The organism is Phyllobacterium myrsinacearum (genome assembly GCF_014138285.1).
In the GTDB taxonomy this organism is placed as follows: Bacteria; Pseudomonadota; Alphaproteobacteria; order Rhizobiales; family Rhizobiaceae; genus Phyllobacterium; species Phyllobacterium myrsinacearum_A.
The window spans coordinates 740725-766001 of record NZ_JACGXN010000001.1 but is presented as its reverse complement, the minus strand read 5'-3'; the positions used below and the strand labels follow the sequence as shown (position 1 = coordinate 766001).

Annotated in this window: 22 protein-coding genes and 1 tRNA gene; 12 read left to right on the top strand and 11 right to left on the bottom strand. The window is 57.1% G+C overall.

Translation table 11 applies throughout. From position 1 onward, the window contains the following. Positions 1–129 precede the first annotated feature (129 nt). The 4 genes from FHW16_RS03850 to FHW16_RS03835 all read left to right on the top strand — a co-directional run bounded on the left by FHW16_RS03850 (position 130) and on the right by FHW16_RS03835 (position 4202). On the top strand, positions 130–1221 hold the full coding sequence (locus tag FHW16_RS03850) for a polyamine ABC transporter substrate-binding protein (protein WP_182547816.1): 1092 nt from the start codon (positions 130–132) through the stop codon (positions 1219–1221). 89 nt (positions 1222–1310) lie between these two features. Then, positions 1311–2456: an ABC transporter ATP-binding protein gene (locus tag FHW16_RS03845; protein WP_182547815.1), complete on the top strand. Its 1146-nt coding sequence runs from the start codon at positions 1311–1313 to the stop codon at positions 2454–2456. Between the two features lie 14 nt (positions 2457–2470). After that, positions 2471–3382 (top strand): ABC transporter permease subunit, encoded by a 912-nt coding sequence (locus tag FHW16_RS03840; protein WP_182547814.1) that lies wholly within the window; start codon positions 2471–2473, stop codon positions 3380–3382. Between the two features lies 1 nt (position 3383). After that, positions 3384–4202, top strand: coding sequence for an ABC transporter permease (locus FHW16_RS03835; RefSeq protein WP_182547813.1), 819 nt, complete (start codon positions 3384–3386; stop codon positions 4200–4202). A gap of 19 nt (positions 4203–4221) precedes the next feature. On the opposite strand, the gene FHW16_RS03830 is transcribed toward FHW16_RS03835, so the two are convergent. The 3 genes from FHW16_RS03830 to FHW16_RS03820 all read right to left on the bottom strand — a co-directional run bounded on the left by FHW16_RS03830 (position 4222) and on the right by FHW16_RS03820 (position 10356). Further along, positions 4222–6165: an AsmA family protein gene (locus tag FHW16_RS03830; RefSeq protein WP_182547812.1), complete on the bottom strand. Its 1944-nt coding sequence runs from the start codon at positions 6163–6165 to the stop codon at positions 4222–4224. Between the two features lie 272 nt (positions 6166–6437). After that, on the bottom strand, positions 6438–7001 hold the full coding sequence (locus FHW16_RS03825) for an NAD(P)H-dependent oxidoreductase (protein ID WP_210278008.1): 564 nt from the start codon (positions 6999–7001) through the stop codon (positions 6438–6440). A gap of 91 nt (positions 7002–7092) precedes the next feature. Continuing rightward, entirely contained in the window at positions 7093–10356 is a 3264-nt protein-coding gene (locus FHW16_RS03820; protein WP_432651987.1) for a PAS domain S-box protein, read from the bottom strand. A gap of 253 nt (positions 10357–10609) precedes the next feature. Between FHW16_RS03820 and FHW16_RS03815 the strand changes: the two genes are divergently transcribed. The 5 genes from FHW16_RS03815 (at position 10610) to FHW16_RS03795 (ending at position 14723) form a co-directional block, all read left to right on the top strand. After that, positions 10610–11065: a phasin gene (locus tag FHW16_RS03815; RefSeq protein ID WP_182547811.1), complete on the top strand. Its 456-nt coding sequence runs from the start codon at positions 10610–10612 to the stop codon at positions 11063–11065. A gap of 222 nt (positions 11066–11287) precedes the next feature. Further along, positions 11288–11364, top strand: a tRNA-His gene (locus FHW16_RS03810). 206 nt (positions 11365–11570) lie between these two features. Further along, a complete protein-coding gene (locus FHW16_RS03805) occupies positions 11571–12248 on the top strand; it encodes a response regulator transcription factor (RefSeq protein ID WP_182547810.1) in 678 nt (225 codons plus the stop codon). Beyond that, entirely contained in the window at positions 12238–13623 is a 1386-nt protein-coding gene (locus FHW16_RS03800) for a sensor histidine kinase (protein ID WP_182547809.1), read from the top strand. Before FHW16_RS03805 ends, FHW16_RS03800 begins: the two co-directional genes overlap by 11 nt. After that, positions 13623–14723, top strand: a complete 1101-nt coding sequence (locus tag FHW16_RS03795) for an ABC transporter substrate-binding protein (RefSeq protein ID WP_182547808.1) — start codon at positions 13623–13625, stop codon at positions 14721–14723. The genes FHW16_RS03800 and FHW16_RS03795 overlap by 1 nt, the downstream gene beginning before the upstream one ends. Before the next feature lies 1 nt (position 14724). Here the strand turns inward: FHW16_RS03795 and xseA are convergent, their stop codons facing one another. Continuing rightward, a complete protein-coding gene (gene xseA / locus FHW16_RS03790; RefSeq protein WP_182547807.1) occupies positions 14725–16308 on the bottom strand; it encodes an exodeoxyribonuclease VII large subunit in 1584 nt (527 codons plus the stop codon). 83 nt (positions 16309–16391) lie between these two features. Here xseA and FHW16_RS03785 point away from each other — a divergent pair, with 83 nt between their 5' ends. Next, complete coding sequence (locus tag FHW16_RS03785; protein WP_182547806.1) at positions 16392–16961, top strand: DUF2585 domain-containing protein; 570 nt, start codon at positions 16392–16394, stop codon at positions 16959–16961. A gap of 12 nt (positions 16962–16973) precedes the next feature. Here the strand turns inward: FHW16_RS03785 and FHW16_RS03780 are convergent, their stop codons facing one another. Then, positions 16974–17930: a LysR substrate-binding domain-containing protein gene (locus FHW16_RS03780; RefSeq protein WP_182547805.1), complete on the bottom strand. Its 957-nt coding sequence runs from the start codon at positions 17928–17930 to the stop codon at positions 16974–16976. A 207-nt stretch (positions 17931–18137) separates the two neighbouring features. On the opposite strand from FHW16_RS03780, the gene FHW16_RS03775 reads away from it, so the two are divergent. Next, on the top strand, positions 18138–18425 hold the full coding sequence (locus FHW16_RS03775; RefSeq protein ID WP_091883454.1) for a DUF1127 domain-containing protein: 288 nt from the start codon (positions 18138–18140) through the stop codon (positions 18423–18425). 109 nt (positions 18426–18534) lie between these two features. Here the strand turns inward: FHW16_RS03775 and FHW16_RS03770 are convergent, their stop codons facing one another. The 6 genes from FHW16_RS03770 to FHW16_RS03745 all read right to left on the bottom strand — a co-directional run bounded on the left by FHW16_RS03770 (position 18535) and on the right by FHW16_RS03745 (position 24184). Beyond that, positions 18535–19512, bottom strand: coding sequence for a DUF937 domain-containing protein (locus FHW16_RS03770; RefSeq protein ID WP_182547804.1), 978 nt, complete (start codon positions 19510–19512; stop codon positions 18535–18537). Positions 19513–19702: 190 nt separating this feature from the next. Beyond that, positions 19703–20641 (bottom strand): phosphoribosylaminoimidazolesuccinocarboxamide synthase, encoded by a 939-nt coding sequence (locus FHW16_RS03765; protein ID WP_182547803.1) that lies wholly within the window; start codon positions 20639–20641, stop codon positions 19703–19705. Positions 20642–20716: 75 nt separating this feature from the next. Beyond that, complete coding sequence (locus FHW16_RS03760; RefSeq protein WP_182547802.1) at positions 20717–21460, bottom strand: SDR family oxidoreductase; 744 nt, start codon at positions 21458–21460, stop codon at positions 20717–20719. Positions 21461–21484: 24 nt separating this feature from the next. Then, a complete protein-coding gene (locus tag FHW16_RS03755; protein ID WP_182547801.1) occupies positions 21485–22858 on the bottom strand; it encodes a glutamate--cysteine ligase in 1374 nt (457 codons plus the stop codon). Between the two features lie 107 nt (positions 22859–22965). After that, entirely contained in the window at positions 22966–23700 is a 735-nt protein-coding gene (locus FHW16_RS03750) for a 16S rRNA (uracil(1498)-N(3))-methyltransferase (protein WP_348643843.1), read from the bottom strand. Positions 23701–23746: 46 nt separating this feature from the next. Continuing rightward, positions 23747–24184 (bottom strand): Lrp/AsnC family transcriptional regulator, encoded by a 438-nt coding sequence (locus FHW16_RS03745; RefSeq protein ID WP_182548907.1) that lies wholly within the window; start codon positions 24182–24184, stop codon positions 23747–23749. A 134-nt stretch (positions 24185–24318) separates the two neighbouring features. Between FHW16_RS03745 and FHW16_RS03740 the strand changes: the two genes are divergently transcribed. Further along, positions 24319–25218 carry a DMT family transporter gene (locus FHW16_RS03740; RefSeq protein ID WP_182547799.1) on the top strand — a complete coding sequence of 300 codons (900 nt, stop codon included), beginning with the start codon at positions 24319–24321 and terminating at the stop codon, positions 25216–25218. Positions 25219–25277 lie beyond the last annotated feature (59 nt).

Below are 25277 nucleotides of genomic sequence, written 5' to 3'. Positions count from 1 at the left end.
TCTGCAACTTTCGTCAAAGGAGTTGCTGGAAGCCAGTTGACGAAGTGATCGCAATCTAAAAAGGTAGGGGAAACTTGGGAACCCCTGGCACGGCTGAAAGATCAGGTGTCAGCAGCATGGAGGCATTTTATGGGTATCAAATCCATCCTTTTAACGGCCACTTTCGCCCTTGGGCTTGCCACGGCAGCTGGCGCGCAGGAACGCGTCGTCAATGTCTACAACTGGTCTGATTATATTGATGACAGCATTCTGGCCGATTTCACCAAGGAAACCGGCATCAAGGTCGTCTATGATACCTTCGACTCCAACGAAATCCTCGAAACCAAATTGCTGGCCGGTGGCACGGGCTACGATGTTGTCGTGCCGACGGCATCCTTCCTGCAACGCCAGATCGCGGCCGGTGTGTTCCAGAAACTCGACAAGTCAAAGCTGCCGAACCTGAAGAACATGTGGGATGTGATCAACGAACGTATCGAGAAATACGATCCAGGCAACCAATATGCCGTCGACTATATGTGGGGCACCACGGGCCTTGGCTACAATGTCGACAAGATGAAGGAAATTCTCGGGTCCGACGAGCGTCCGAACTGGGATATCCTCTTCAAGCCTGAAATGGCAGCCAAATTCAAGGATTGCGGCATTCATGTTCTTGATTCCGCTTCGGACGTCCTGCCGTCCACGCTGGCCTATCTCGGCCTTGATCCGGACAGCAAGAACCCCGATGATCTTGCCAAGGGTGCCGACCTTTTGACGGCCGTTCGCCCCTCCATCCGCAAGTTTCATTCATCTGAATACATCAATGCACTGGCTGCGGGTGATATCTGCCTCGCACTCGGCTATTCCGGTGATATCCTGCAGGCCAAGGATCGTGCAGAAAAAGCCAATGCCGGTGTAAAGGTGGACTATGCCATTCCTTCCCAGGGTGCGCAGATGTGGTTTGATGTGATGGCTATTCCCGCCGATGCGCCGCACGTAGCGGAAGCCCACGAATTCATCAACTACATCATGCGTCCGGAAGTGGCAGCCAAGGCATCGAATTTCGTTTCCTATGCCAATGGCAACAAGGCCTCTCAGGAGTTCATTGATAAGTCCATTCTGGAAAACCCGGCGGTTTACCCGGATGAAGCCACGCTGAAGAAGCTCTTCACCGTGACGCCTTACGATACAAAAACGCAGCGAACGGTAACGCGGCTCTGGACCAAAGTAGTAACCGGCCAGTAAAAATCGAGAAAACCCCGGCAGAAAATGCCGGGGTTTTTAACGTCAAGACCAAAGAAAATATAAAAGCACTGAAAACACCGGGGCAAATCATGAAATCACTGGGAAGCTTTCGCCGCAAATTCGCACCTTGGAACGATCCTGAAGCGAAACCCTATATTTCCTTTGAGAATGTGACCAAGAAGTTCGGTGACTTTACCGCTGTCGATGATTTGTCCCTGACGATCTATAATCGTGAGTTCTTCGCTCTGCTCGGCGCTTCCGGTTGCGGCAAGTCCACCCTCCTGCGCATGCTGGCGGGGTTTGAGGAGCCAACAGCTGGTCGAATTCTGCTCGATGGCCAGGACCTCCGCGGCATTCCGCCCTACAAGCGTCCCGTCAATATGATGTTCCAGTCCTATGCGCTGTTTCCGCATATGACGGTGGAGGGTAACATCGCCTTCGGTCTCAAGCAGGATGGCATGCCAGCAAATGAGATCGCAGCGCGTGTTGCCGAGATGCTCAAACTGGTCAAGCTCGAGCAATTCGCCAAACGCAAGCCGCATCAGCTCTCCGGCGGTCAGCGTCAGCGTGTGGCGCTTGCCCGCTGCGTCGCCAAGCGGCCCAAGGTGCTGCTTCTGGATGAGCCTTTGGGTGCGCTGGACAAGAAGCTGCGCGAAGAGACGCAGTTCGAGCTGATGGACCTGCAGATGAAACTAGGCCTGACGTTCGTGGTCGTGACCCATGATCAGGAAGAGGCCATGACGATGGCGGACCGCATCGCCGTCATGGACAAGGGCAAGGTCAAGCAGGTGGCAACGCCGGCGGAAGTTTACGAAGCACCGAACTCAAAATTTGTTGCTGATTTCATTGGCAATGTGAACATGTTCGAGGGCACCGTCTCGACCGTCGTTCCTGGCAAGGTCGATATTGATATCCCTGCTGATAAGATCACCATCCGCACGGATGCAACCCGTGAATGCTCGTCTGGCCAGACTGTCGGCTTTGCCATCCGGCCGGAGAAAATCCGCCTCAGCCGCAAGGAACCGGCAAACACCTCAGTCAATGCTGCACGCGGCGAACTCTATGATATCGCTTATTTCGGTGACATGACCGTTTTCCACGTCCGCCTTGAAAGCGGTCGGATCATCAAGGCAGCCAGCCTGAATGCAGTGCGCACAGTCGAAGATCCGCTGGGTTATGACGATATGGTCTGGGTCAATTTCGATACCGATGCCGGTATCCTGTTGACCGCATAGGGGAGGGCGATGTCATGCAAAAACTGATCGCATCTGTCGTCAGCAGGCTGGTTATCAGTGTCCCTTATCTATGGATGGTGATCTTCTTCCTCATCCCGTTCATTATTGTCTTCAAGATTTCGCTCTCGCAAGTAACGATGGCAATCCCGCCCTATACGCCGACAATTGACGTCGCGGCGGGTTGGCAGGCGATGGTCAACAGCATTTCCCAATTCTCCTGGGACAATTACGCCTTCCTTGCCAGCGACCCGCTTTATTATAAAGCCTATTTGTCTAGCGTGGTGATTGCTGGAATCTCAACATTCCTGACGCTGCTTGTCGGTTATCCCATTGCCTATGGCATGGCCCGGGCCCCGGCGACTGTCCGGTCAACCCTGTTGATGCTGGTGATCCTGCCGTTCTGGACGAGTTTCCTTATCCGCGTTTATGCATGGATCGGTATTCTGAAGCCGGAAGGCCTGCTCAATCAGTTTCTGATTTGGGCCAATGTCATCGATACGCCGCTGAATATTCTGAACACAAATACCGCTGTGCTGATCGGCATTGTTTATTCCTATCTGCCGTTTCTGGTTCTGCCGATCTACTCGACGCTGGAAAAGATGGATTATTCGCTGGTCGAGGCCGCCGAGGATCTCGGCTGCCCGCCCATCACCGCGTTCTGGAAGATTACCTTCCCGCTCTCAATGCCCGGTGTCGTTGCCGGGTGTTTTCTCGTTTTCATCCCTGCCGTCGGCGAGTTCGTTATCCCCGATCTGCTCGGTGGTTCCGAAACGCTGATGATCGGCAAAACGCTGTGGAACGAGTTCTCCGCCAATCGTGACTGGCCGCTGTCTTCAGCCGTGGCCGTGGTTCTGCTGGCGCTGCTCGTTGTACCGATCGTGCTGTTCCAGCGCGCGGAAGCCAAAGCCCAGGAAAGTGAGAAGTGACATGAACACGACCTGGTCCCGCTTTAATATCGTCTCACTGGTCATCGGTTTTGCGTTCCTCTATCTGCCGATCGTCCTTCTGGTTGTGTTCTCGTTCAACGAGTCGCGTCTGGTCACTGTCTGGGCCGGATTCTCGACCAAATGGTACGTGTCCCTGTTCAACAACAAGAGCTTTATCGACGCGGCATGGGTGACGATCCGTGTCGGACTGATCTCAGCAACCTGCGCAACGATTCTGGGAACGCTTGGCGCCTTGGCGCTCACACGCTACACGCGCTTTCGTGGCCGGATGCTGTTTTCGGCGATGATCTACGCGCCCCTGGTCATGCCCGAAGTGATCACAGGCCTGTCGCTGCTTCTGTTGTTTGTGGCCATCGGCTTTGACCGGGGTATCTGGACGGTCACGCTGGCCCATATCACATTCACGATGTGTTTCGTGGCAGTCGTGGTTCAGTCCCGTCTGGTAACCTTCGACCGTTCGCTTGAAGAAGCCGCCATGGATCTTGGCGCAACCCCCGTCACGACCTTCTTCAAGGTCACTCTGCCGGTTATCCTGCCAGCCGTTGTATCCGGATGGATGCTGGCCTTCACGCTGTCGCTCGATGATCTGGTGATTTCAAGCTTCACATCCGGGCCGGGAGCAACCACTCTTCCGATGCGCATTTACTCCCAGGTTCGTCTCGGGGTGACGCCGGAGATCAATGCCGCCTGTACTATTCTCATTGCCATTGTTGCGGTGGGTGTGGTGATCGCGTCGATTGCCAACAAGCGCCGCGAGGTCCAGAAGGCACGTGACGAGCAGGCAGCGGCCCGTCATTGAATGTCTCAGCGGGATAGTCTCAATTCGCCGGCGCGATGATCGGTGAAATGAAGGGATTGTCCCATGAGCCGCCGATAAAGAAGCGGGTGTGATTGAATGTCTGCACGGGCTTCTGGTCCGCTGCTGCAGGCTGCTGTGCCGTATCTGCTGGAGCTTGTGCCGCTACCGCCGGAGCAGCGGTTGCTGCAGGTGCGGGCGCTGGCGCGGCGACGGGCACTGCATAATCGCCCGTCAGGGCCAGACTTTTGCCGATAAGCGTGACGATGCCGGCAAAATTGAGAACGCCGGATTTCATCTGAATTTGCGCTGTATCGAGCGCTGCTACGCCATCCATGATATTGGCCTTGATCTCCATCCGGTCAAAAGCCAGCCATGCATCGGTCTTTTCGTTCAGGCTGAAAAAGCGGTCCGTTTTGGCCTTGTTGAGCAGATTGTTGAAATCAAGGCTTTTGATCTGTCCGGTCCCGAAGCGCATGCTCAGGGTTCCCTTGGCATTTTCCATGGCCGAGGACCACCGGGTGATCGGGCCTTTGAGCACCACGGAGATTGTGCCTTTGCCAAGCTCGAAACGGCTGCCCAGCCCCAGCAATGGCGCGATTGATGCACTGTTCACGTCAGTCCCGTTGAGCCGCAGCTCGCCTGTGGCACCGCTGTCACCTTCTTCCGCAAGTTGAAAGCTTGCAGCGACCGAACCGTTGAATGCGGATGCTTCGCCAATATCGAAAATGGCCCGGCCGTTACGAACCTGTGCGGTTGCTGCAACGTTCGTCAGGTTGATTGAGCCCGCCGTTGCCTTCTGGGTCGAGACACGCAGATCCACATTGGCCTGCTTGAGGAAACGGGTGTCTATGACCGCGTTCGCATTCGTTGAACCATCCGGGAGCGGCATAAAACCTGACAGGACCGATCGGAGATCGAGTGTCTCGAATGCAAGCGTCCCTGTGATGCTCGGCGTCCCATCGTCATTCAGGACGATCTCGATGCCACCCTTGGCTGGATTGTCGTTGAGCGTTGCGGTCAATCCATCCATTTTCATCCGGTTGGCGGAGCCGGAAACCGTCGCATCAAGGGCGAAGCTGCCGATGGGCGCGCCAGGGATGGAGGGTGTTTTCGACCATTCGAGGGTACGGCGCAAGGAAGGCGAGGTGAGTGACAGCGTGCCCTGGAAAAACTGGTTTTTGGAAATATTGGCCGAACCGTTGAAGGCGAGCGTCAGAGGAGTCGATGTAAGGTTCACCTGAAGCGGGCTGGTGCCGCCTGCCAGAAGCAGCAGAGCCTTGCTGGCCGAACTATCGATTTCAGTTTCTTCGCCATGCCAGATGGCATTGCCGCGAAAACTTGCCACACCTGATGTCTGTGGCCATTCGAAGACGCCAGTGATGCTTGAAATCTGTTCTTCCGCGCCATTCAGCGGTCGCTTGAACGTCACCACTGCATCTTCAAGCCGAATGCGGCCGAACGGCTGCGATGAAACGTTGCTCATATCGGGCTTTGCCGGATTGGCCTCGATCGCCAGGCGGGCTTCGCGCATGACATCGCCGATGCGGCCATCTGTTTTGGCGAGGGACTCGCCGATCTGCGAAAGGCTTTTGATCGGCTCGTCGATGACAAAACGTGGACGGATAAGCTTGGTTTCAGTGAATTCGGCACGACCCATGAAGGCTGAGATGAGCGACAGATCGACTTCGATACGCTCGGCTTTCATGAAGGGTGTGCCTTCGCTCTGCCACGGGTTTCGTATGGTGACATCACCAAGCGAGGCGGAAAAGACTGGAAAAAACGATATTTGCGGCGTCTGACGCGATTCTACACTGTAGCCTGTCCAACTGCTGAGTTCCTGGATAAGCCGTGCGCGGATGACATCTGTGCTGACAAGATAGGGTACGGCGGCGAGGAGGCCCGCGGCAACGAGAGCCAATAGAATGATCGTCGCGAGAATGTTCCTCGGCCTGTACCAGGACATGAATATTTCCGATGTCTTCTATTCTTCCGGGTGCACGCCGGAAGGTTTTTACGCTTCACCATTTACGGTTTAGCGATGATGCGTTGCAATTCAAGACCTAGTGGTCCGATTCTGACATTTGCAACCCCGGGTGACATCAAATGGGGAGGCGAATGTCAAATTCGTGCCACTGGCCGCGCTTTACTGCCAATTTGTTGCAGAGCATCTGCCATCGCATTGAGGACTGAATGAGGCAACCGGCGATTGCCTCAGACTTTACCCACGAACCGGTTCTAGGCGTAAGCGGCAACATTCTTCGGATGGCTGATCGGCATGCCAGACAGCCATGACACATAGGCGGCACCGGCACGACGAAGCGTATCATCATCCGCTTTCATCGTCTCGTAAACCACAAAGGGTTCGGAGAGGGGAAGACCGCAGCGGTTGGCCATGGAACGCAATGGATTCAGCAACGCACTCACAGGCATGAGATTGATACCCTGCGGCGTGTAGGCTGCCGGCGTATTGCCGGCCGTTGTTGCAATGCCGAGGGGCGTGCCTTCGAGTAGGCGGCCCTCTTTCTCGTAATTGACGTAGTACATGCGCGTCAGAACCGCATTCTGCCACGCCTGCAGAATTGGTGGTGCCGCGTACCACTGGATGGGAAACTGATAGATAATGCGATCCGCCGCGAGCAGACGCTCGACTTCCGCGCCGATATCGATCTTGCCGTCGGGATAGGCAGCCTGCACGTCGAATATATCCGTGCCGGGTTGCTGCTTTGCAGCGTCTGCAAGGGCCCGGTTGGCGCGTGACTGGCTGAAGTCAGGATGGAATATGAGGATCAGTGTTTTCATGATTGGCTTTCTCCTTTACCCGGGAGAATGCCAATCCGGTTCAAATCATTCCAACAGATGATTTGTATATCGGATTATTCGTCTGGTCGATTTAATCCGCCAGAACCCGTGTCGACGGGAAACTAATTTCCACCATGGTTCCGCGCCCCGGTGTTGAATCGATGGAGAAGCTTGCCCGGTTCGCCTCTGCCATGGCTTTGGTCAGGGGCAGGCCCAAACCGGTGCCATCCGTGCGCGCATGCTTTGGGGTGGTGATCTGTTTGTAGGGGCGCAATGCCTGTTCGACCTCCTGCCGCGTCATGCCGATGCCCGTGTCACGCACGCGCAAAAGTACATCGCCGCTCGGCTCATAACTGGTCGAAATGATCACCTGTCCGCCCGGGCCGGTAAAGCGGATGGCATTGGACAGAAGGTTGAGCGCAATCTGGGTTACCGAGCGCTGGTCGGCGACAATATCAGGCAGGCGCGACGTAAGGCTGGAACGGATGATCACCCGTTCGCGATTGGCTTGTGGCTGCATGATTGCCACGGCTTCGGTGAGCGCTTCGTTCAGCGATACGGCCTGGAAATCGAACTCGACGGCACCCGCCTCGATCTTGGAGATATCGAGAAGATCATTGACCAGTGACAGCACGTGATTGCCGGATCGGCTGATATCATTGAGATAGTCGCGATACCGTTCACTGCCGATAGGCCCAAACTTCTCGTCCGCCATGAGTTCGGAAAAGCCGATAATCGCGTTGAGCGGCGTGCGGATCTCGTGACTGATCCGGGCGAGGAATTCACTCTTCTGGCTGGAAGTCCGTTCTGCCTCCCGTTTCGCGCTGAGCAGCTCTTCCTCGGCCTGTTTCCAATGCGTGATGTCACGCAGCACGACGCAAAAGCCTTTTGATGCGTCAAGCTTGCCAATGGTCATGAACAGCGGGATGAACCGTCCCTTGCTCTCGCGGCCAATGACCTCGCGGCCATCATTGAGAACACTGGCAACGCCATTGTCGGAAAGGCTGCTGACGTAATCCATGGCCGTGCGCTGGCTCTCGATGGCGAAAAGCAGCGAAAAGGCCTTGCCTTCCACCTCTTCCGGCTCATAGCCGAAGAGGGCCGCGGCAGAATGATTGACGGAGCGGATTGCACCGGCCGAATCCAACAGAACCACCCCGTCCGTCGCGGTGTCCAGAATGGCATTAAGCTCATCGATACGCGTTTGCAGGAGCAGACGCTCGCTGTCGTCGAACCGCTGTTCCGGCGATGGCGCAACCGGTGCCTCTGTTTGTGCTTCCGGCGAAAGGGCCAGCAGCAATGCGCGTTCGCCATCTTCGTCCCAGCGCACAGCCTGAAGGTGCGCCTGCACACGTTTGGTCGTGCCGTTGCTCAGACGCAGGTTCATGCCTTCCGCATCCTCGTCGTCGCTCTGTTCCGGGTTCTCGGCGAAAAGGGCATTCAGCCCGCCGGCGGCATTGATGGTCTCATGCGATTCATAAAGCGTGGCGTCGAGGAGTGCCTTGTTGGCGTAGAGAAGAATGCCATGACGATGGATCAAAACGGGTAATGGCAGTGCAGCCAGAATGGCTGTATCCACACCCTGCCGGGCCTTTGTCCGGATATTTTCGGCAAAGTCCTTTTCCGGCGCCGCCTCGGGCGTGGGTGCCTTCGCATCTATATCTGCTGATGCATCGAAACCCGGGCCGACCACTTCCGCATCGGGAACCAGCGCCAGAACGGGATCAGATGGTGTCGGATCTGTTGCCTCTAGTCCTGATACCGCTTCGACATCCGCAGCGGCAACCGCAGGCACATTGTCCGTTTCTTTTGGATTGTCAGCCAGAACTTCGCGGCGGAGGCGTTCTGCAATTTCCCTGAAAGCATTGCGTTCGGCATCGTTCAGGCGGCCATCGTCGCGGGGAAGGCGATTGGTCTTCAAAGGGATGACATTGCCTTCGTTCGGTTCGGGCTTGGCTTCCTCGCGGGGAGCTTCGACCTGAGCCTCGGGCGTGATGGCAATGGCAGGTTTTTCGCCGTTGAACACGTCGGCAGACGCCGCTGGTTCGGGAGCCAGCGCCTTGCCGATGGCTTCCGGGTCTGTTGTAACGTCACCCATCCGGGCAACACCAAAACCGCGAAAGCCCATGAAAACACGCTCGCGTGAATAAATCGGCAGGGCCGCGAGTTCGATGGGAACACGCAGATCGGTTCCTTCGATGGGCCAGAGAACGCTCCTGCCCGACCATGTGTCCCGCCGCTCCAGCAGATCAGCTATCTCGCCGCTGCTGTCCAGCCCGTAGACCTTGGCAACGTCGCGGAAGGATTTCCCGATAACGGAGGCTGAATTGGGCCCCACGGCGCGTACAAGCTCGGGCGATACTTCGTTGAATCTGGCATCCGCATCTACTTTCCAGACAAAGCGGGCGGGATTGTCAGAGGGCTTGTACAGAAAAGCGCCGCCTTCGGGTGGCGTATTCAGCAGCTCTTGCTCGGCTGGCTCTGCAACCGCATCTGAAACAGCTTCCTCGATTGGCTCAACGGCAGCCGTGCTGCGCGGTGGCTCTGCGGTCTCAGCAACGCTTTCCCCGGCATCCCGTCCAGCCCTGAGCTGTGATGGTTCAGCGGGCGGCTCTGGCTGTTTGTCTTCAATCGCTACCGGTTGCACTGCAACCTTATTGACGTCTTCAATGGCGAACAGCAGGTGCAGGGCAGGACTGTCGGTCAGCCGGGCAATGCCGGTCGGCACAAAACCGCCCGATGTCTGAACCGGTCGCTTGACAAGCCGGTTGCGTTCCAGACGGACTTCACGCACCAGATCGCCCAGAATCTTATCGCTGAACCCGATGGCACGGAACTGATCCGACGCGGCCAATACCTTCCCGCTGGCATCAATCATTGCCGCATGGGTTGTACTGTCGCCAAAACCCTTGATGGCGAGCGTTGCGATTTCCGCTTCCGATGTTATCCGCGATGTATTGGCGATGGAGAGGAGGATGGCTGGTTCGCCACGCGGCAGTGTCAGATCGCTGGCCTGAAACGTCAGGATACGGCTGGCCAGTCCGAATGCCACACGCAGTGAAACCGTGCGGCCATGGCCGATGGCCGGGAAGCCGTCAAGTGCCATGAGTTGTCGCCGCGCCTGAACATTGAGTACTGAGCCCGCATCCAGAATGTCATCGATCGTCGAATAGCCCAAAGCGGATGCGCCCTGACCATTGGCCCATATGACACTGTCCAGATCCGGCGAAATAACCACAAGCGCATCGCCGTTGGCAAAATGCTCGCGAATCTCATCCAGAACGGCAATATCGATGAATGGGTAGGTTCCAGACGTCATCGGTTGACCGGTGTACTCCACAATAAACATCCGCATGATCGCGGACTGTCTTAATACTCTGTTAATAAAGCTACGGCGGTCAATGGTCCACTCACACTCATCTAACTCACACGTCTTTCTCTTGGTTTAGTTAACTTGGACGCTATCCCACAAAAATATTTCGATGGAAAATCAGACTCTTGATTGTGCGCTGCAAAAGAAATGTTGCAATGCACAATAAATGGAGGTATATACACTCCATGAATTCACAAGCAGTCGCGGAGACGGCTGCAACCGGAAGGAACATATTATGAGCAAGACAACCAAACAGACTGCTGATGCGTTCTCGATTCCTGCATTTGATGCAACCGCTGTAACCGATCAGGTTCGCGAATTCACCGAGAAGGGCGTTGCCCAGTCCAAGGAAGCTTATGCCAAGATCAAGGATCAGGCTGAAGCTGCACAGAAGACACTCGAAACCACTTTTGAAACTGCACAGTCCAACACTGCTGCTCTTTCGCTCAAGGCTCTGGCTGCGCTGCGCGCCAACACCGAAGCCAGCTTCGCTCATATCGAAGCTCTGATCGGCGTTAAGTCTTTTGGCGAAGTTATCGAACTGCAGAGCGCCTTCGTTCGCAAGCAGGCCGAAGCTCTGACCGGTCAGGCCAAGGAATTCCAGACAGTTGCAACAAAGGCTGTTGAAGAAATCTCCGCTCCGGTCAAGTCGGCTGTTGAGAAGGCAATCAAGGACGTCAAGGTCGCCTAATTCTGGGACTTTGATAAAAAATACTCCGGCGGCACTCCTCCTCCCAGCTGCCGGACAAGCAAGACCCGATAGTTCCTCCCGTATGGGTCTTGCATTAATGGAAAAGGCCGGATCCTCCCCCGGCCTTTTCTTTTTTGTTGGTTTTTGCCTTTCTGTTGCATCGGGTGCTTGCCAAAAGCGTCAATCTTACGTATGTGACCCCTGTCGAAAAGAAGACGGTGCGCGGTCGTAGCTCAGTTGGTTAGAGCGCAGGATTGTGGCTCCTGAGGTCGGTGGTTCGAATCCACCCGTCCGTACCACTTCTTCCAAAACCCCAAATAATTCAAAGCCGAATGGAATCAGCCGCGACAGCGGTCCGGTTGCTTTTGTGCACTGCGGTTGATGCCGCGAACCGGCAGCAGCGTCTGTTCTAAAGCCGACCCAGCCGCCCGGTGCATTAAATGCCCGCATGGCAAAAGCTTTCATCTTCAATTGATCCCGCCCTGCGTTCATGCCAATGAAAACCATGCGCATATTACTGGTTGAGGATACGCATGATGTGGGGGAGGCTATCGCCAAACGTTTTGAGGCGATCGGCCATGCTGTGGATTGGGAAACCAATGGCCGTGATGCCGCCGAGATCATCGATTTCACCGAATACGCGCTGATCATTCTTGATGTCATGCTGCCGGGAATGGATGGTTTCGAGATTCTCAAACGCCTGCGCAAATCCGGTAACAGCGTTCCCGTCCTCGTACTTACGGCCCGCTCCGAGATTGAAGATCGCGTTGGCGCGCTTGATCTTGGTGCGGATGATTACCTCGTCAAACCTTTCGATTTTCGTGAGCTTGAGGCGCGTGCCCGCGTGCTGATCCGGCGCCGCACGGGCGGCGAGGCGACCAATCTGATAAAATGCGGTGACATTGCCATCGATCGCGGTGCGCGGTCTGTCCATGTGGGCAAGCGGGAAGTCCAGTTGAAACGCCGCGAACTGACATTGCTTGAGGTCATGGCGGCCCGACCGGGGCGTGTCTTCAGCAAGGATGAATTGCTCGACCAGATTTTCGGCTTTGATGAGGCTGCCAATGCCAATGCAATCGAGCTTTATGTCGGCCGCTTGCGCAAGAAACTGGAAGGCGCGCAGGCGCGTATCGTGACAGTACGCGGACTCGGGTATCAACTGGTGGCCGGCGATGCACCATGAACCGTCACTCTTTGCGCGGCTGGCCCGGCGCATTTCACTGGTTCTGGGTATTGGCGCTGCCCTTCTTGTCAGCGCAGCCTGGTATTACGCGGAAACGGCTGCCGATAAGGCCTACGACCGGCTTCTGGTCGGCGCTGCGCTGCAAATGGCCGAAAGCCTCTCCGTTGAAAATGGCGCTCTCAGCGCCCGGTTACCCACGTCGGCGTTTGAACTGCTCGGGCTGGCAGAGCGGGACCGGATTTTCTATCGTGTTATCGACACCAATGGCAAAACCGTGACTGGGTATGACGATTTGCAAAGTCCGGTCTCACCGGACGGCGCGCGCGATGGCCTCAGCATCAGCGAGGGCACCTATAAGGGCGAGGCGGTGCGCATTGTGCGTGCCACGCGAGTGCTGGCGGACCCGTCCGTTACGGGGCATGCCTATGTCATCGTGGCTCAAACCAATGAGGCGCGATCCGCCCTGACACGTGAGCTGACGTTGCGCGCGACCATTCTGGTCCTGATCATGAGCCTTCTGGCATTTGTCGGTGCAATGCTGGCCATTCGCTATGCGCTCCAGCCTGTCGAGCGTCTGGGCGCTGCCGTACGCCGCCGCGACCCGCATGATCTGACACCTGTCTCGGTCGATGTTCCGCGCGAGCTAGATCCATTTGTAAGTTCCATCAATCATTTCATGGGCCGCCTGAATGAGCGAGTCGATCTGCTGCAGCGGTTCATCGCCGATGCTGCCCACCAGATCAGGACACCGCTGACTGCCCTGTCTGCACAGATCGATCTTCTGGGCCATGACAAACTGGACAAGGCCGGGCGCCAGCATTTTGAACGTGTGCAACAGCGCACGGGTGAACTGGCGCGGCTGACCAACCAGCTACTCAGCCACGCCATGGTCATTCATCGGGCCGACTCGATCCAGCTGGAGCCGATCAGTCTCGTGGATGTGGCCCGCCGCGCCTATCGCGCTGCTATACCGATTACCGTTGATCCCGATATTGTCATCTCGTTCGAGGCACCCGATGACCGCCCCTTTGTGCTGGGCGATGCGGTCAGTCTGCGCGAAGCGATCGTGAACGTCATCGACAATGCCCTGCGGCACGGCACGGATCAGCGCCTGGAGGTGCGGGTGCGGTCCGATGCCATCGATGCCTATGTGGAAGTCGAAGACGACGGGCCCGGCATCCCGCCGGAAGGCTGGGAGAAAGCCACCCAGCGCTTCGCCACGTCAAAATCTCACGAGGGGAGTTCCGGCCTCGGCTTCGCCATCGCGCAGGAAGTGGTCAATGCTCACGGCGGGACGCTTGGCTTCAAGGCGCGTGACGAGAAAAGCTTCACGGTTGTTCTGACATTGCCATTGTATAAGGGATCAGCAACGTGATGAAACGTTTCACCGCTATTCTGGCTGCCTTGCTCTTGGCTCTGACCTGCCCTGCGTTGGCTGCTGAGGACAATCGAACCCAGTTTCCGGCCCCGCAGACTGAGACCGGCAAGTTGACGATCTATTCGACCACGGATCTGGCTGCCATGAAGCCGCTGATCGAGGATTTCCAAAGTTCATCGCCAGGCATATCCATCGATTATATCGAGTATCTGACCAATGAACTGCACGCATTGGCAAGTGAAGCCTGCCGCAAGGATCAGCCTCTCGGTGATCTTCTGTTGTCGTCATCGGTCGATCAGCTGCTGAAACTGGCCAATGATGGTTGTGCGGCTTCCCATACATCGCCGGAGACGGCGCGGGTGGCCGATTGGGCCAACTGGCGCGATGAAGTTTTTGGCTTCACCTATGAACCGGCTGTGTTCGTCTACAACACCCGCAAGGTGCCGCCCGCCGAAGTCCCCCGGACCCATGTCGAACTGGCGGATCTGTTGCGCGAACGTCTGGACTATTATCGGGGCCGTGTCGGCACCTATGATATCCGTTTGTCCGGCATCGGCTATCTGCTCGCGTTCTATGATGCACGTCAGACAAACACCGTCTTTGGCCGCCTGCTGGAAAGCATGGCGCGGGCTTCTGCGGTCGCCCGATGCTGCACGGGCGAAATCCTTGAAGAAGTGGCAAGCGGCCGCCTCTATATCGGCTACAATATGCTGGGTTCCTACGCCTACGATGCGGCGCGCAGGCATCCCGACCTCAGGGTCGTGGTGCCGCGAGATTACACGCTGGTACTCAGTCGGGGTGCCCTGATTCCGGAATCGGCCAAGCGCGGTGATCTGGGCGGGCAATTCCTCGATTATCTCCTGTCGGAGCGTGGCCAATCCATCGCAAGAAACAATGCGTTCTACTTTTCCGAAACAGGTGGCTTGCCGCCGGATGTGGATGGTCCGCAAAACCTGAAGGAATCGGGTATTGCACAGCCCATCCGTATTGGACCAGCGCTCCTTGCCGTGCAGGACTGGGCGCAAAGGCAGCGCTTCATCGAGGACTGGTCGCGATCATTGATCGAGCTCAACAGCCCGGAATGGACCCGCGAATAGGTTAAAAGAGTGAGCCCTGATCCGTGCCAGGCACAGCAGGCTTTTTCGCCGGAGCGTGACGTTCGGGCTTGGGCCGGGCCGGAATGCCGTCGCCTTCTCCAGCCACGGCCTGAACCTCGCCATCCTGAAAGCGCAAGGTGAGATGATCGCCGCTGCCGACCGCCGCAGCGCGCTTCACCGGTGTCCCCGACGTATCAAGCACAATGGCAAAACCGCGTTCGAGTACACTTTCATGCGAGAGTGTTTTCATAAGCCGCTCGAGTTCGCCGCCACGCCGTCTGGCCCGGTCAAGCCTGATGTCTATGGCCTGATCCTGCCGCCGTTCAAGCTGGGTGAGTGATTGACGGCCACGCACGGCAAGCCGGGCAATCGGTTCGGGCGACAGGCGCTGCGTATGGCGGGCAAAGACCGCGCGCCGATCGCGCAGGAAAACGGCAAGGCTGCGCGGCAAACGATCACCGAAAACAGTCACTTCCCGCTGTTTTTCCCGGAACCGCTGCTGCAGTACGCGCGGCGACAATTGCCGGGCGCGGCCGTCGAAATGAGCGCGCTTTTTCTGGGTATTCGCCTGCAGGGCTCGGCCAAGCCGGGCCGCTGTCTCGTCAAAATGCCGACGGGGCAAGGCAAGCAGTTGATCGGCCGAGGGCAGGGCGCGTGCCAGCGCCCGTTGCGCCTGACGGCGATTGTCAAGGTAACGCGACATGCCTGCCGCCAGCCGTGCACCATAGGTCGCCACATTGGCCTGCAGGTCGGCCCGCACAGGAACGGCCATCTCAGCTGCACCGGTCGGCGTTGGGGCACGCACGTCGGCTGCAAGATCAATCAGGGTCCAGTCGGTTTCGTGGCCCACGGCCGAGATAACGGGAATACCGGAAGCTGCGACGGCGCGCACGACGATTTCATCGTTGAAACCCCAGAGATCTTCCAGGCTGCCGCCCCCGCGCGCAACAATGAGAACATCCGGTCGCGGCAAGGCGCCACCGGGTTGCAGCGCGTTGAAGCCGTTGACGGCCGCCGCCACTTCGACGCCTGAGGTTTCGCCCTGCACGCGCACCGGCCAGACCAGTACGTGCAGCGGAAAACGGTCCGTAATGCGGTGAATGATATCGCGGATAACGGCGCCGGTCGGTGATGTGACCACACCGATGACACGCGGCATGAATGGCAGCAATTGCTTGGCAGCCGGGTCAAAGAGACCCTCGGCGCCGAGCTTGCGCTTGCGTTCCTCCAGAAGCGCCATCAATGCGCCGGCGCCAGCCGGTTCCATCTGTTCGATGACGATCTGGTATTTCGAGGAACCGGGATAGGTGGTCAGCTTGCCGGTAGCGATGACCTCCATACCCTCTTCAGGCTGGAATTTCAGGCGGCTCATGCTGCCGCGCCAGACGACGGCCTCGATACGGGCCTTGTCGTCCTTCAGGGAAAAATAGGCATGGCCGGAGGAATGCGGCCCGCGATACCCGGAAATCTCGCCGCGCACGCGCACATGACCAAATGTATCCTCAACAGTGCGCTTTAGCGCTCCCGAGATTTCGGATACGGAATATTCAGCGACGTTGGACGTCGATTCGGACTTTTCGGTCATTGCCTATTCCTAACGGGGTGATGAATGGCGTCAAGTCTTGGAGTTCTATGTTACAGGGCCAGGGATAAAAAAGGGGAATGCCTATGACCGGACGTCTCAGTCTGCGCCACTATCTCATGATCGGCGCTGCGATGATCGCGCTTGCTGCCATCGTCCTGTTGTTGATGGGGCGCAATCCCATGTGCACGTGCGGCACGGTCAAGCTCTGGGTGGGTGAAGTCAATTCATCGGACAATTCCCAGCACATTTCTGACTGGTACTCCCTGTCGCATATCATCCACGGATTTCTGTTCTACGGCATTCTTTGGCTCGTAGCCCGCAGCAAACCTGTGGGGTTCCGGTTGCTTCTCGCTATTCTGGTGGAGGCCGCGTGGGAGATTTTCGAGAACACCGATATGGTCATCAACCGTTACCGCGAGGCGACCATTGCGCTTGGATATACCGGCGACAGCGTACTGAATTCGGTATGCGATATCCTCTTCATGGTGATTGGCTTTTTCTTTGCATCGCGTGCGCCGCTCTGGCTGACGATTATCATCGCTATCTTTTTTGAACTGCTGGCGGGATATGTCATTCGCGACAATCTCACCCTCAATATCGTGATGCTGGTCTATCCCTTGGATGCCATCAAAGTGTGGCAGGGCGGGCTGTAGGCAGCCTCTCCGCTACCAGCCGGGTACCAGCTCCGTCGAGCGCACCTGCCGCAGGCGCTGGTTGACAAGATTGGGCACAGCCGTCGGAGCCATGCTGACCGGGGTTGGCATGGACAGGTTGTCGAGGCTTTCGACAATATGCTGTGCCAAGGCATCCACAATGGCCGAAGGCTTGGTGTGTCCACGCATGATGCCGATGCCGAACTCAGGCAGGCGGCCGAAGCCGTCGGCTTCCGTCAGAACCCGCATTCCCGGACGCAGGGCGCATTCCGGCAGGATCGACACCGCAAGGCCCGCCAGCACGGCTGCGGCGAGAACCGTTGCCGACCAGCTGGTGAACAGGATGCGGTAATCGTGATGCATGGTGTCGAGCACATCGATCGCCGCGGCACGCCAGATGCACGTGGGGCGGCCAACGGCGAGTGGCAGTACTTTTTCCTCATGTACGGTGTGATGTGCGGACGTTACCCAGAGCAACTGCTCGCTTCGCACCACTTCCGACCGGCGCATATCATCGCATTGGGTGACCAGTGCGAGATCAAGCTGTCCCTTGCGGATCATCTCGTCGAGATTGACCGTGGGCTCGCACACCACCGAAAGCTCGACGCGGGGGTTGGACCGCGAGAAGCGTGCCATGATTTCGGGCAGGAAACGGTCGGCATAGTCATCGGGGGTGCCGATGCGGATATGGCCCTGCAGTTGCGTATCATCAAAAGCCGCGATGGTTTCGCCGTTGAGTTGCAACATCCGCCGCGCATAGGCCAGCAAACGTTCCCCATCTTCAGTCAATTTGTTGGTGCGGCCGTCCCGTTCGAACAGAGCCTTTGAAACCCGCTCTTCCAGCCGGCGCATCTGCATGGAGACGGCTGACTGTGTCTTGTTGACCGCATCGGCCGCTCTGGTGAAGCTACCGCTGTCGGCAATGGCGATAAATGTCTGCAACTGGTCAAGATCAAGTGGCGCACTCATGGCTTTGCTCCCAAGACGGTTCGATCCATCATTATTATTGAACGTTTACATGAAAAACATTCGTTTGAATAATCAATTTTTGTGGATCATTCTACAGTTGTTCAGGAAACGCCGGTATTGAAACGATGCTAGGCGTGATGCGTAGAAAATAGTTTCTGCGCGATTCAACCCTTCTTGATCAGCGCCATTCAAAAAAGGAGTAGGGCGATGACGACGACAACGAGAACGACCGAAGTAAATGGATTTGTACCCGCGATCACTTTCGCGCTGGTTCAGGCCGCTGGCTTTGTCACCCGAATGATCGTCGCCCGCCGCAATCGCAAAACGATTTTGAGCCTCGGGGAGTGGAACGATCAAATGCTGCATGACATTGGTGTCACGCGCGGTGATCTGCATTCGGCCCTTGGCACGTCGCTGCTTGAAGATCCGAGTGAAAGACTGGGCGCATTGGCCGATGTCAGGGCCCGTGTACGCGCAGCACGCTCGATCAGCTAAGCATCGATTGACTGGTTAGCAGGCGTCCCATTCACACCGGAATCCCCTCCCGGTGCCCCGCCTGCCCACTGCCCGGCCTTTTGGCCGGGCTTTTTCTTTGTGGAGACAACTATTTGTTGCGATCCATCCCGCGCAGATACTGGTCAAAAATGGATTCCACGCCTTTTTGATACTGTTCGCTCGTCTTCCGGCCCGTTTCGAACATCTGACCGAAGATATCCTTGTACGGATTATCGGGCGATGTCGGAGGGGCGGCCGACGCATCCGGCTGTTTTGGCTCAGGCTGTGGTGTCGATTGCTGCCGTGCACCGCCACCCAGCATTTCCTCAAAAATCTTGCCAAATGGGTTGTCGCCAAACGGGTTCTGCGCTTGCGCATTTCCCTGGGGTTGTTGACTCCGTGGTGTGGCACCGGGGAAGCCGCCGCGTGTCATTTGTTCCAAAATCTGGCCGAGCGGATTGTTGCCCCACGGATTGGCCTGACCCTGCGGTTGTTGCGGAGCAGCGGCACCGCCGCCACCAAGCATGCTTTCCAGAATTTGTCCCCACGGATTGACAGCGCCGGGCTGGTTCGGGGCAGTCTGGCCGCCTATCCCGCCGCCTTGACGCATCATCTGTTCGATGAGATCGCCAATGACATTGCCGCCGCCGAGGCCTGCGGCCGCAAACTGGCCCGTTGACTGCTTGTACAGGCCGCCCATCGTCATGGATGCAAGCACCGGCAGCATCTGCTGCAAGGTGCTGACAGCAATACCGGTCATCCGGGCGGCGTGATCGGCGACCGCCCGCGACAAATCCTTGGAACCGAAAAGATTGTTCAAAATCGCGTTGCCATCAGCTATGCCTGCCGGATTGAAAGCTGCCTGCGGATTATCAAAATAATTGACGTGTTGGCCGGACGAAAGTGCCTGGATGAACGCGCCGACGCCCATGGGATCGGCCGTATTACGCTGCAAGCCTTGCGAAAAGGCAGGCATGAGTGCCTCGATAGCCGCGATTGTCTGTTGTTGCGAGAGCTGAAACTGGCGTGACAATGCCTCCACAGCCTGCCCACCCTGTCCCTTCAGGAACATGTCTACGAGATTCATGGCGCCGATCCTCCTTCGGGCTGATGCACCAGGGAAGAGTAGCCCCGCTGATAATCAAAGTTCAATCTTTTTATCGGGTTAGAGCGCGGGAGGCAGTTCGCTGCATCTGGTTGGTGAGCTTGTCGAACCACGCACTCAGGATTTGCAGTCAGATCAACATTCTACATAGGGCCAATCAGCCAGCTGAACCTTAAAAATATTGCGCCAGATTCTTCCGAATCCGCTCCAGCGGATCGATCGAGGGATCGCCGGGTGTGAACGTTTCACCGGTGATCGTCTCATAGGCCTGGATGTAGACCTTGGTCGTGGCGTCGATCATATCCTGTGGAATTTCGGGGATATCGTCCTTGTAGGGGTCGCAGCGCTCGACCACCCAGGTGCGGATGAAATCCTTGTCGAAACTGACCGGACGCTTGCCCGGTGCATAGCTGTCGGCAAACCAGTAGCGGCTGGAATCCGATGTATGGATTTCATCGGCCAGCACGATGTTGCCATCCACATCCGTACCGAACTCGTACTTCGTATCGGCAAGGATAAGGCCGCGGCTTGCGGCAATTTCCTGTCCACGTGCGAACAGCTTGAACGCATAGGCAGAAACCGTGTCCCACTGTTCCTGCGTGAGCAGCTTCTGGTCCAGTATTTCCTCAGCGGTCAGTGGCTCGTCATGGCCGCCGTCGAAAGCTTTCGATGTCGGCGTGATGATCGGCGCAGGCAGCTTTTCATTGTCCTGAAGACCATCGGGGAAGGTGGTGCCATACATCTCGCGCTTGCCCGCCTTGTAAAGCGTCAGGATCGATGTGCCGGTGGTCCCGGCGAGATAACCGCGAACGATGATCTCCACCGGCAGAATATCAAGCCGGCGGGCAACCACGACGTTCGGGTCGGGATAATCAAGGACGTGGTTCGGACAGATATCCTTGGTCTGTTCGAACTGGTAGCGCGCGGTTTGAGTCAGCACTTCACCCTTCAGCGGAATGCAGGCGAGAATCCGGTCAAACGCACTGATGCGGTCCGTAGCGATGATGATGCGCCGTCCATCCGGCAGATCATAATTCTCCCGCACCTTGCCACGGTAATAGTTCGGCAGTTCGGGAATGAAAGCATCGGTAAGCGCTTTGTGTGTAGGCATGGTTTGAAGAATCCGCGTCAGACAATCTGACTTTCGCATAACACATAAGTCGGGGAACGGGAGTCAAATTCTGAGTTAACGCCCACCCGTGACATCCAGGAGCGCGCCGGTCACATAGGACGCGGCATCGCTGAGCAGCCAGACGATGGATTCACCAACTTCTTCAGCCGTACCCGGTCGTCCAAGCGGTGCCGTCACGCCGAGGCGCTGGGCGCGGTCCGGCTGGCCGCCGCTGGCGTGAATATCGGTTTCTATCAAACCGGGCCGAATGGCGTTGACGCGAATGCCTTCCGGGCCGACTTCCTTGGAAAGGCCGATAGTAAGCGTATCCATTGCGCCTTTTGATCCGGCATAGTCGACATATTCCGACGGCCCGCCGAGGCGTGCAGCGGCAGATGAAAGGATGACGATCGATCCTCCCTTGCCGCCGCGTGAATGCGCCATTCGCCTGATACCCTCGCGTGCACAGATATAGGCACCGAGAATATTCACATCGAACATACGCTGCAGGCGGGCGGTGTCGATATCCATCAGCTTCGATGCGGGCGCTACAATACCGGCATTGACGACAAGACCGTCCAGCGGACCGAGTTCCTCGGTCTGCCTGAACATGGCGATGACGTCGGCCTCCCTGGCCACGTCGCCCTGTATGGCTTTTGCCTTGCCGCCCGCCGCGATGACTGCCGCGACCACGTCGTCCGCTGCTGTCCTGTTGCTCACATAATTGACGCCGACGGACCATCCTTTTTGACCGGCAAGAATGGCTGCGGCACGACCGATGCCACGGCTTGCACCTGTTATCAGGATGGTCTTGGTCATCGCAATGTCTCCCCATGGACAGGACTAGTAGGCGTACTCCAGAAACGCAGGTTCAACCGAGCCGCCCCAGACGGTGTTGTACTGGCTGAGCATCTGCTCCGCCGACGTCGTGCCCCGCGCGACGACTTCTTCGAGCGACGCGAGATAATGGGTCTCGTCAAAGCCTTCGCTGTTGAGCAAGGCGCGATTCTTGAGGCCGAGGCGCGAAATTGCCAGCACATCGCGCGAAATGTCGTGCACCGAGCGGTTGCGCAACATGGCGCGCAGGCCCTTTGCCGGCACCTCGTCGCGCAGCGCCTGTACTTCCGGGTAGGTCCAATCACGGGTCAGCGCCTCGGCGGCATCCAACGCTTCGGCATCGTAGAGAATGCCGACCCAGAATGCCGGCAGTGCGCAGATACGCCGCCATGGGCCGCCATCGGCGCCACGCATTTCTAGGAAGCGCTTCAAGCGCACTTCCGGGAACAGCGTGGAAAGGTGGTTTGTCCAGTCGCCCATGTTGGGCGTGCCATCCGGAATCGAATCTTTCAGCGCGCCGTTCATGAACTGGCGGAAGGTAACATGGGTGCAGTCATGGTAACGACCATGGCGCAGGACAAAATACATCGGCACGTCGAGCGCCCATTCAACATAATCGGCAAAACCGAAATTCTCGTTGAAGATGAACGGCAGCACACCGGAGCGGTTGTTGTCCGTGTCCCGCCAGATCTCGGAGCGCCAGGACAGCAGGCCGTTTGGCTTACGCTCTGTGAAGGGAGACATGGCGAACAGGGCCGTGGCGATGGATTGCAGCTTTACGGAAACCTGCATCTTGCGGCGCATGTCGGTTTCCGATGCAAAGTCGAGATTCACCTGGATGGTACAGGTGCGGTACATCATGTTCAGCCCGTCCTTGCCGACCTTCGGCATATAATTGGACATGATGTTGTAGCGGGATTTCGGCATGCGCGGCGTTTCGGCCAGGGACCATTTCGGGCTGCCGCCAAGGCCAAGGAAGCGGATACCGAGTGGCTCGGCTATCTCGCGCACCTGCGCCAGATGCGCATTGGTTTCGCGGCAGGTCTGGTGAATGGTGGAGAGCGGAGCGCCGGACAGTTCGAACTGGCCGCCTGGTTCAAGCGAGATCGCGCCCTGGCCGGTCGGTTCGACGAGGCCGATGATATTTCCTTCATCGACGATGGGTTCCCAGCCAAGCTTTGACTGCATGCCTTCGAGAATGGCCCGGATGCCGCGCGGACCGTCATAGGGAACCGGACTGTTGTCTTCGGTATAGAACGGGAATTTTTCGTGCTCTGTGCCGATGCGCCATGCGGATTGCGGCTTGGAGCCCTGAGCAAGATAGGTCGCCAGTTCTTCCGTGCCGGAAAGGGGCGTCTCGTCTGTTGTATCGCGCGCCATGGATGGTGCTTCCCCACTAGAATTTTCGAACTTGAGGCGTGATTGGCTGTTTTCGGAAACGAGCGCAAGCAAATTTCGCTGATGCTCTCATCAAGAGAATTTGTATCTCACCAATCACCGATCGTCGCCTGAATAAGAGCGAGTGCGGCAACGGCGGCAGTATCGGCGCGCAGGATGCGTTGACCCAGCGGAATGGCGGTTACGAAAGGCAGTTTGCGCAAGGTCTCGCGCTCCGCATCCGAGAAACCACCCTCCGGCCCGATCAGGACGCCGAGCGGCCCACGCGGCAGGCTTTGTAGCAGTGGTAGGGGGTTATGGGTATCATGACCTTCGTCGCAGAAGATCAGGCGCCGGTCCGGATTCCAGCCATCCAGCAGCTTGTCGAGTTTGACGGGCTCGCGCGTTTCGGGAATTGCCAGCACGCCGCATTGTTCCGCCGCTTCGATTGCGTTGGCCTCGATCCGGTCTATGCCGATTCGGGTCACCTGCGTGTGCTGGGTGATCACCGGTTGCAAAACGCCGGCACCCATTTCAACAGCTTTTTGCACGAGATAGTCGAGCCGTCCCTGTTTGAGCGGAGCAAAGCAATAGAGTAGGTCGGGTGATTCCGGCTGTTCTCGTGTCAGTTCAAGCGGTTCAAGGGCCAGCTTTTTCTTGCTTTCAAAGCGAAGAGTCGCGCGCCATTCGCCGTCCCGGCCATTGAAAACGAGGATTTCACCGCCGTCTTTCATCCGCAGCACATTGGCAAGATAATTGACGGCTTCAGCCGGAGCATCCGTCCGCCTGCCAGCCGCCAGATCCCCGGTGATATAAAGCCGTTGCATTTTGTAATTTGCGCGCATGAAAGATGGATGCCAGAGAGAGGACCGGATGGTCAAGCAGGGCCTGTCAGCCGAGTGGCGGCAGGCGCCGTTTCACCGGTGATGTCTTGACGATAGACGTGTTGGTTTCAGCCTTTTCCGCCAGCCGGTCGAGCAGCGTATCCAACTGTTCCATGGTGCGGAAATGGATCTTGCCGATAAAACAGTCGTCGCCGGTCACCTTGTCGCATTCGGTGATTTCAGGCGTCTCCTGTATCAGCCGCTCGACAATGTGCAGCATACCAGGCAGGGGCCTGACCCGAACGATGGCTGTCAGATTATAGCCGAGTGCCGACGGGTCGATATCGACGGTGAACGAGCGGATGACTTTCTTTTCTTCGAGCCGCCGCAGCCGCTCGGAAACGCTGGGGGATGAGAGTCCGACCTTCTGGCTCAATTCCTTCAGCGAGATTCGCGCGTCTTCGATAAGAATGCCGAGAATCGTCTTGTCCATTTCGTCGAGCATGTTCACCTCGTAAGGCATATCGATGATACTGCCTGCATTAAACAGGTCAATCAAACCTTACGCCTTTTTCCATATATATCAAATTGCCGTTACTCCGAATAGTCTTGCGGCACGATACAACAGGGCAGGGCATAATGGATCGCGATAGTGTAAGAGGCAGCGTGGAAATGACCGCTGCGATGATGATTTCAGGCACGATCGGCTGGTTTGTGCTCATGTCGGGCCAGCCGGTCCTGTCGGTTGTGTTCTGGCGCTGTGCCTTCGGTGCACTGACCTTGCTTGGGATCTGCGCCGCACTCGGCCTGCTGCGTCCGAACGTTATTTCTTTGAAGCTGTTCGGCCTTGCCGTTCTTGGCGGCGTTGCCATTGTCTTCAACTGGGTCCTGCTTTTTGCCGCCTATTCCCGTGCTTCCATTGCCATTGCGACCACGGTCTACAATGTGCAGCCGTTTATGCTCGTGGCGTTGGGCGCCCTGATCTTCAAGGAGAAGCTGACATTCGCAAAGCTGTTCTGGTTGGCTGTTGCATTTGCCGGGATGCTGCTGATCGTTCAGGCCAAACCGGGTGGCGGTTATACGGGTACGAATTACATGGCCGGTATTGGTCTGTCGCTTGGGGCAGCCTTTCTTTATGCGATTGCATCCATCGTGGCGAAGCGGCTGAAGGGCACACCGCCGCATCTGATTGCACTGATACAGGTTTGCGTGGGTATCGTGCTGATGGCGCCGCTGGCCGATTTCAGTGTCATGCCCAATGGCGTTGGACAGTGGACCAGTATCGTGACGATCGGCATCATTCATACGGGACTGATGTATATTCTGCTCTATAGCGCCATTCAGAAGTTGCCGACCCATCTCACGGGATCGCTGTCTTTCATCTATCCGATAGCCGCCATTCTGGTTGATTATTTCGCCTTCGGGCATCAGTTGCAACCGATTCAGTTTCTGGGCTCAGCCGCCATTCTCATCGCTGCTGCGGGCACAAGTCTTGGATGGAAACTGGGCAGATCGGTGCCGGAAAGCGTCAAGGCATAAAGCCGGAACTTGCAAGTTTTTGCTTTGTTCTATAGTTGTTAAAAGAACATATGATCTTT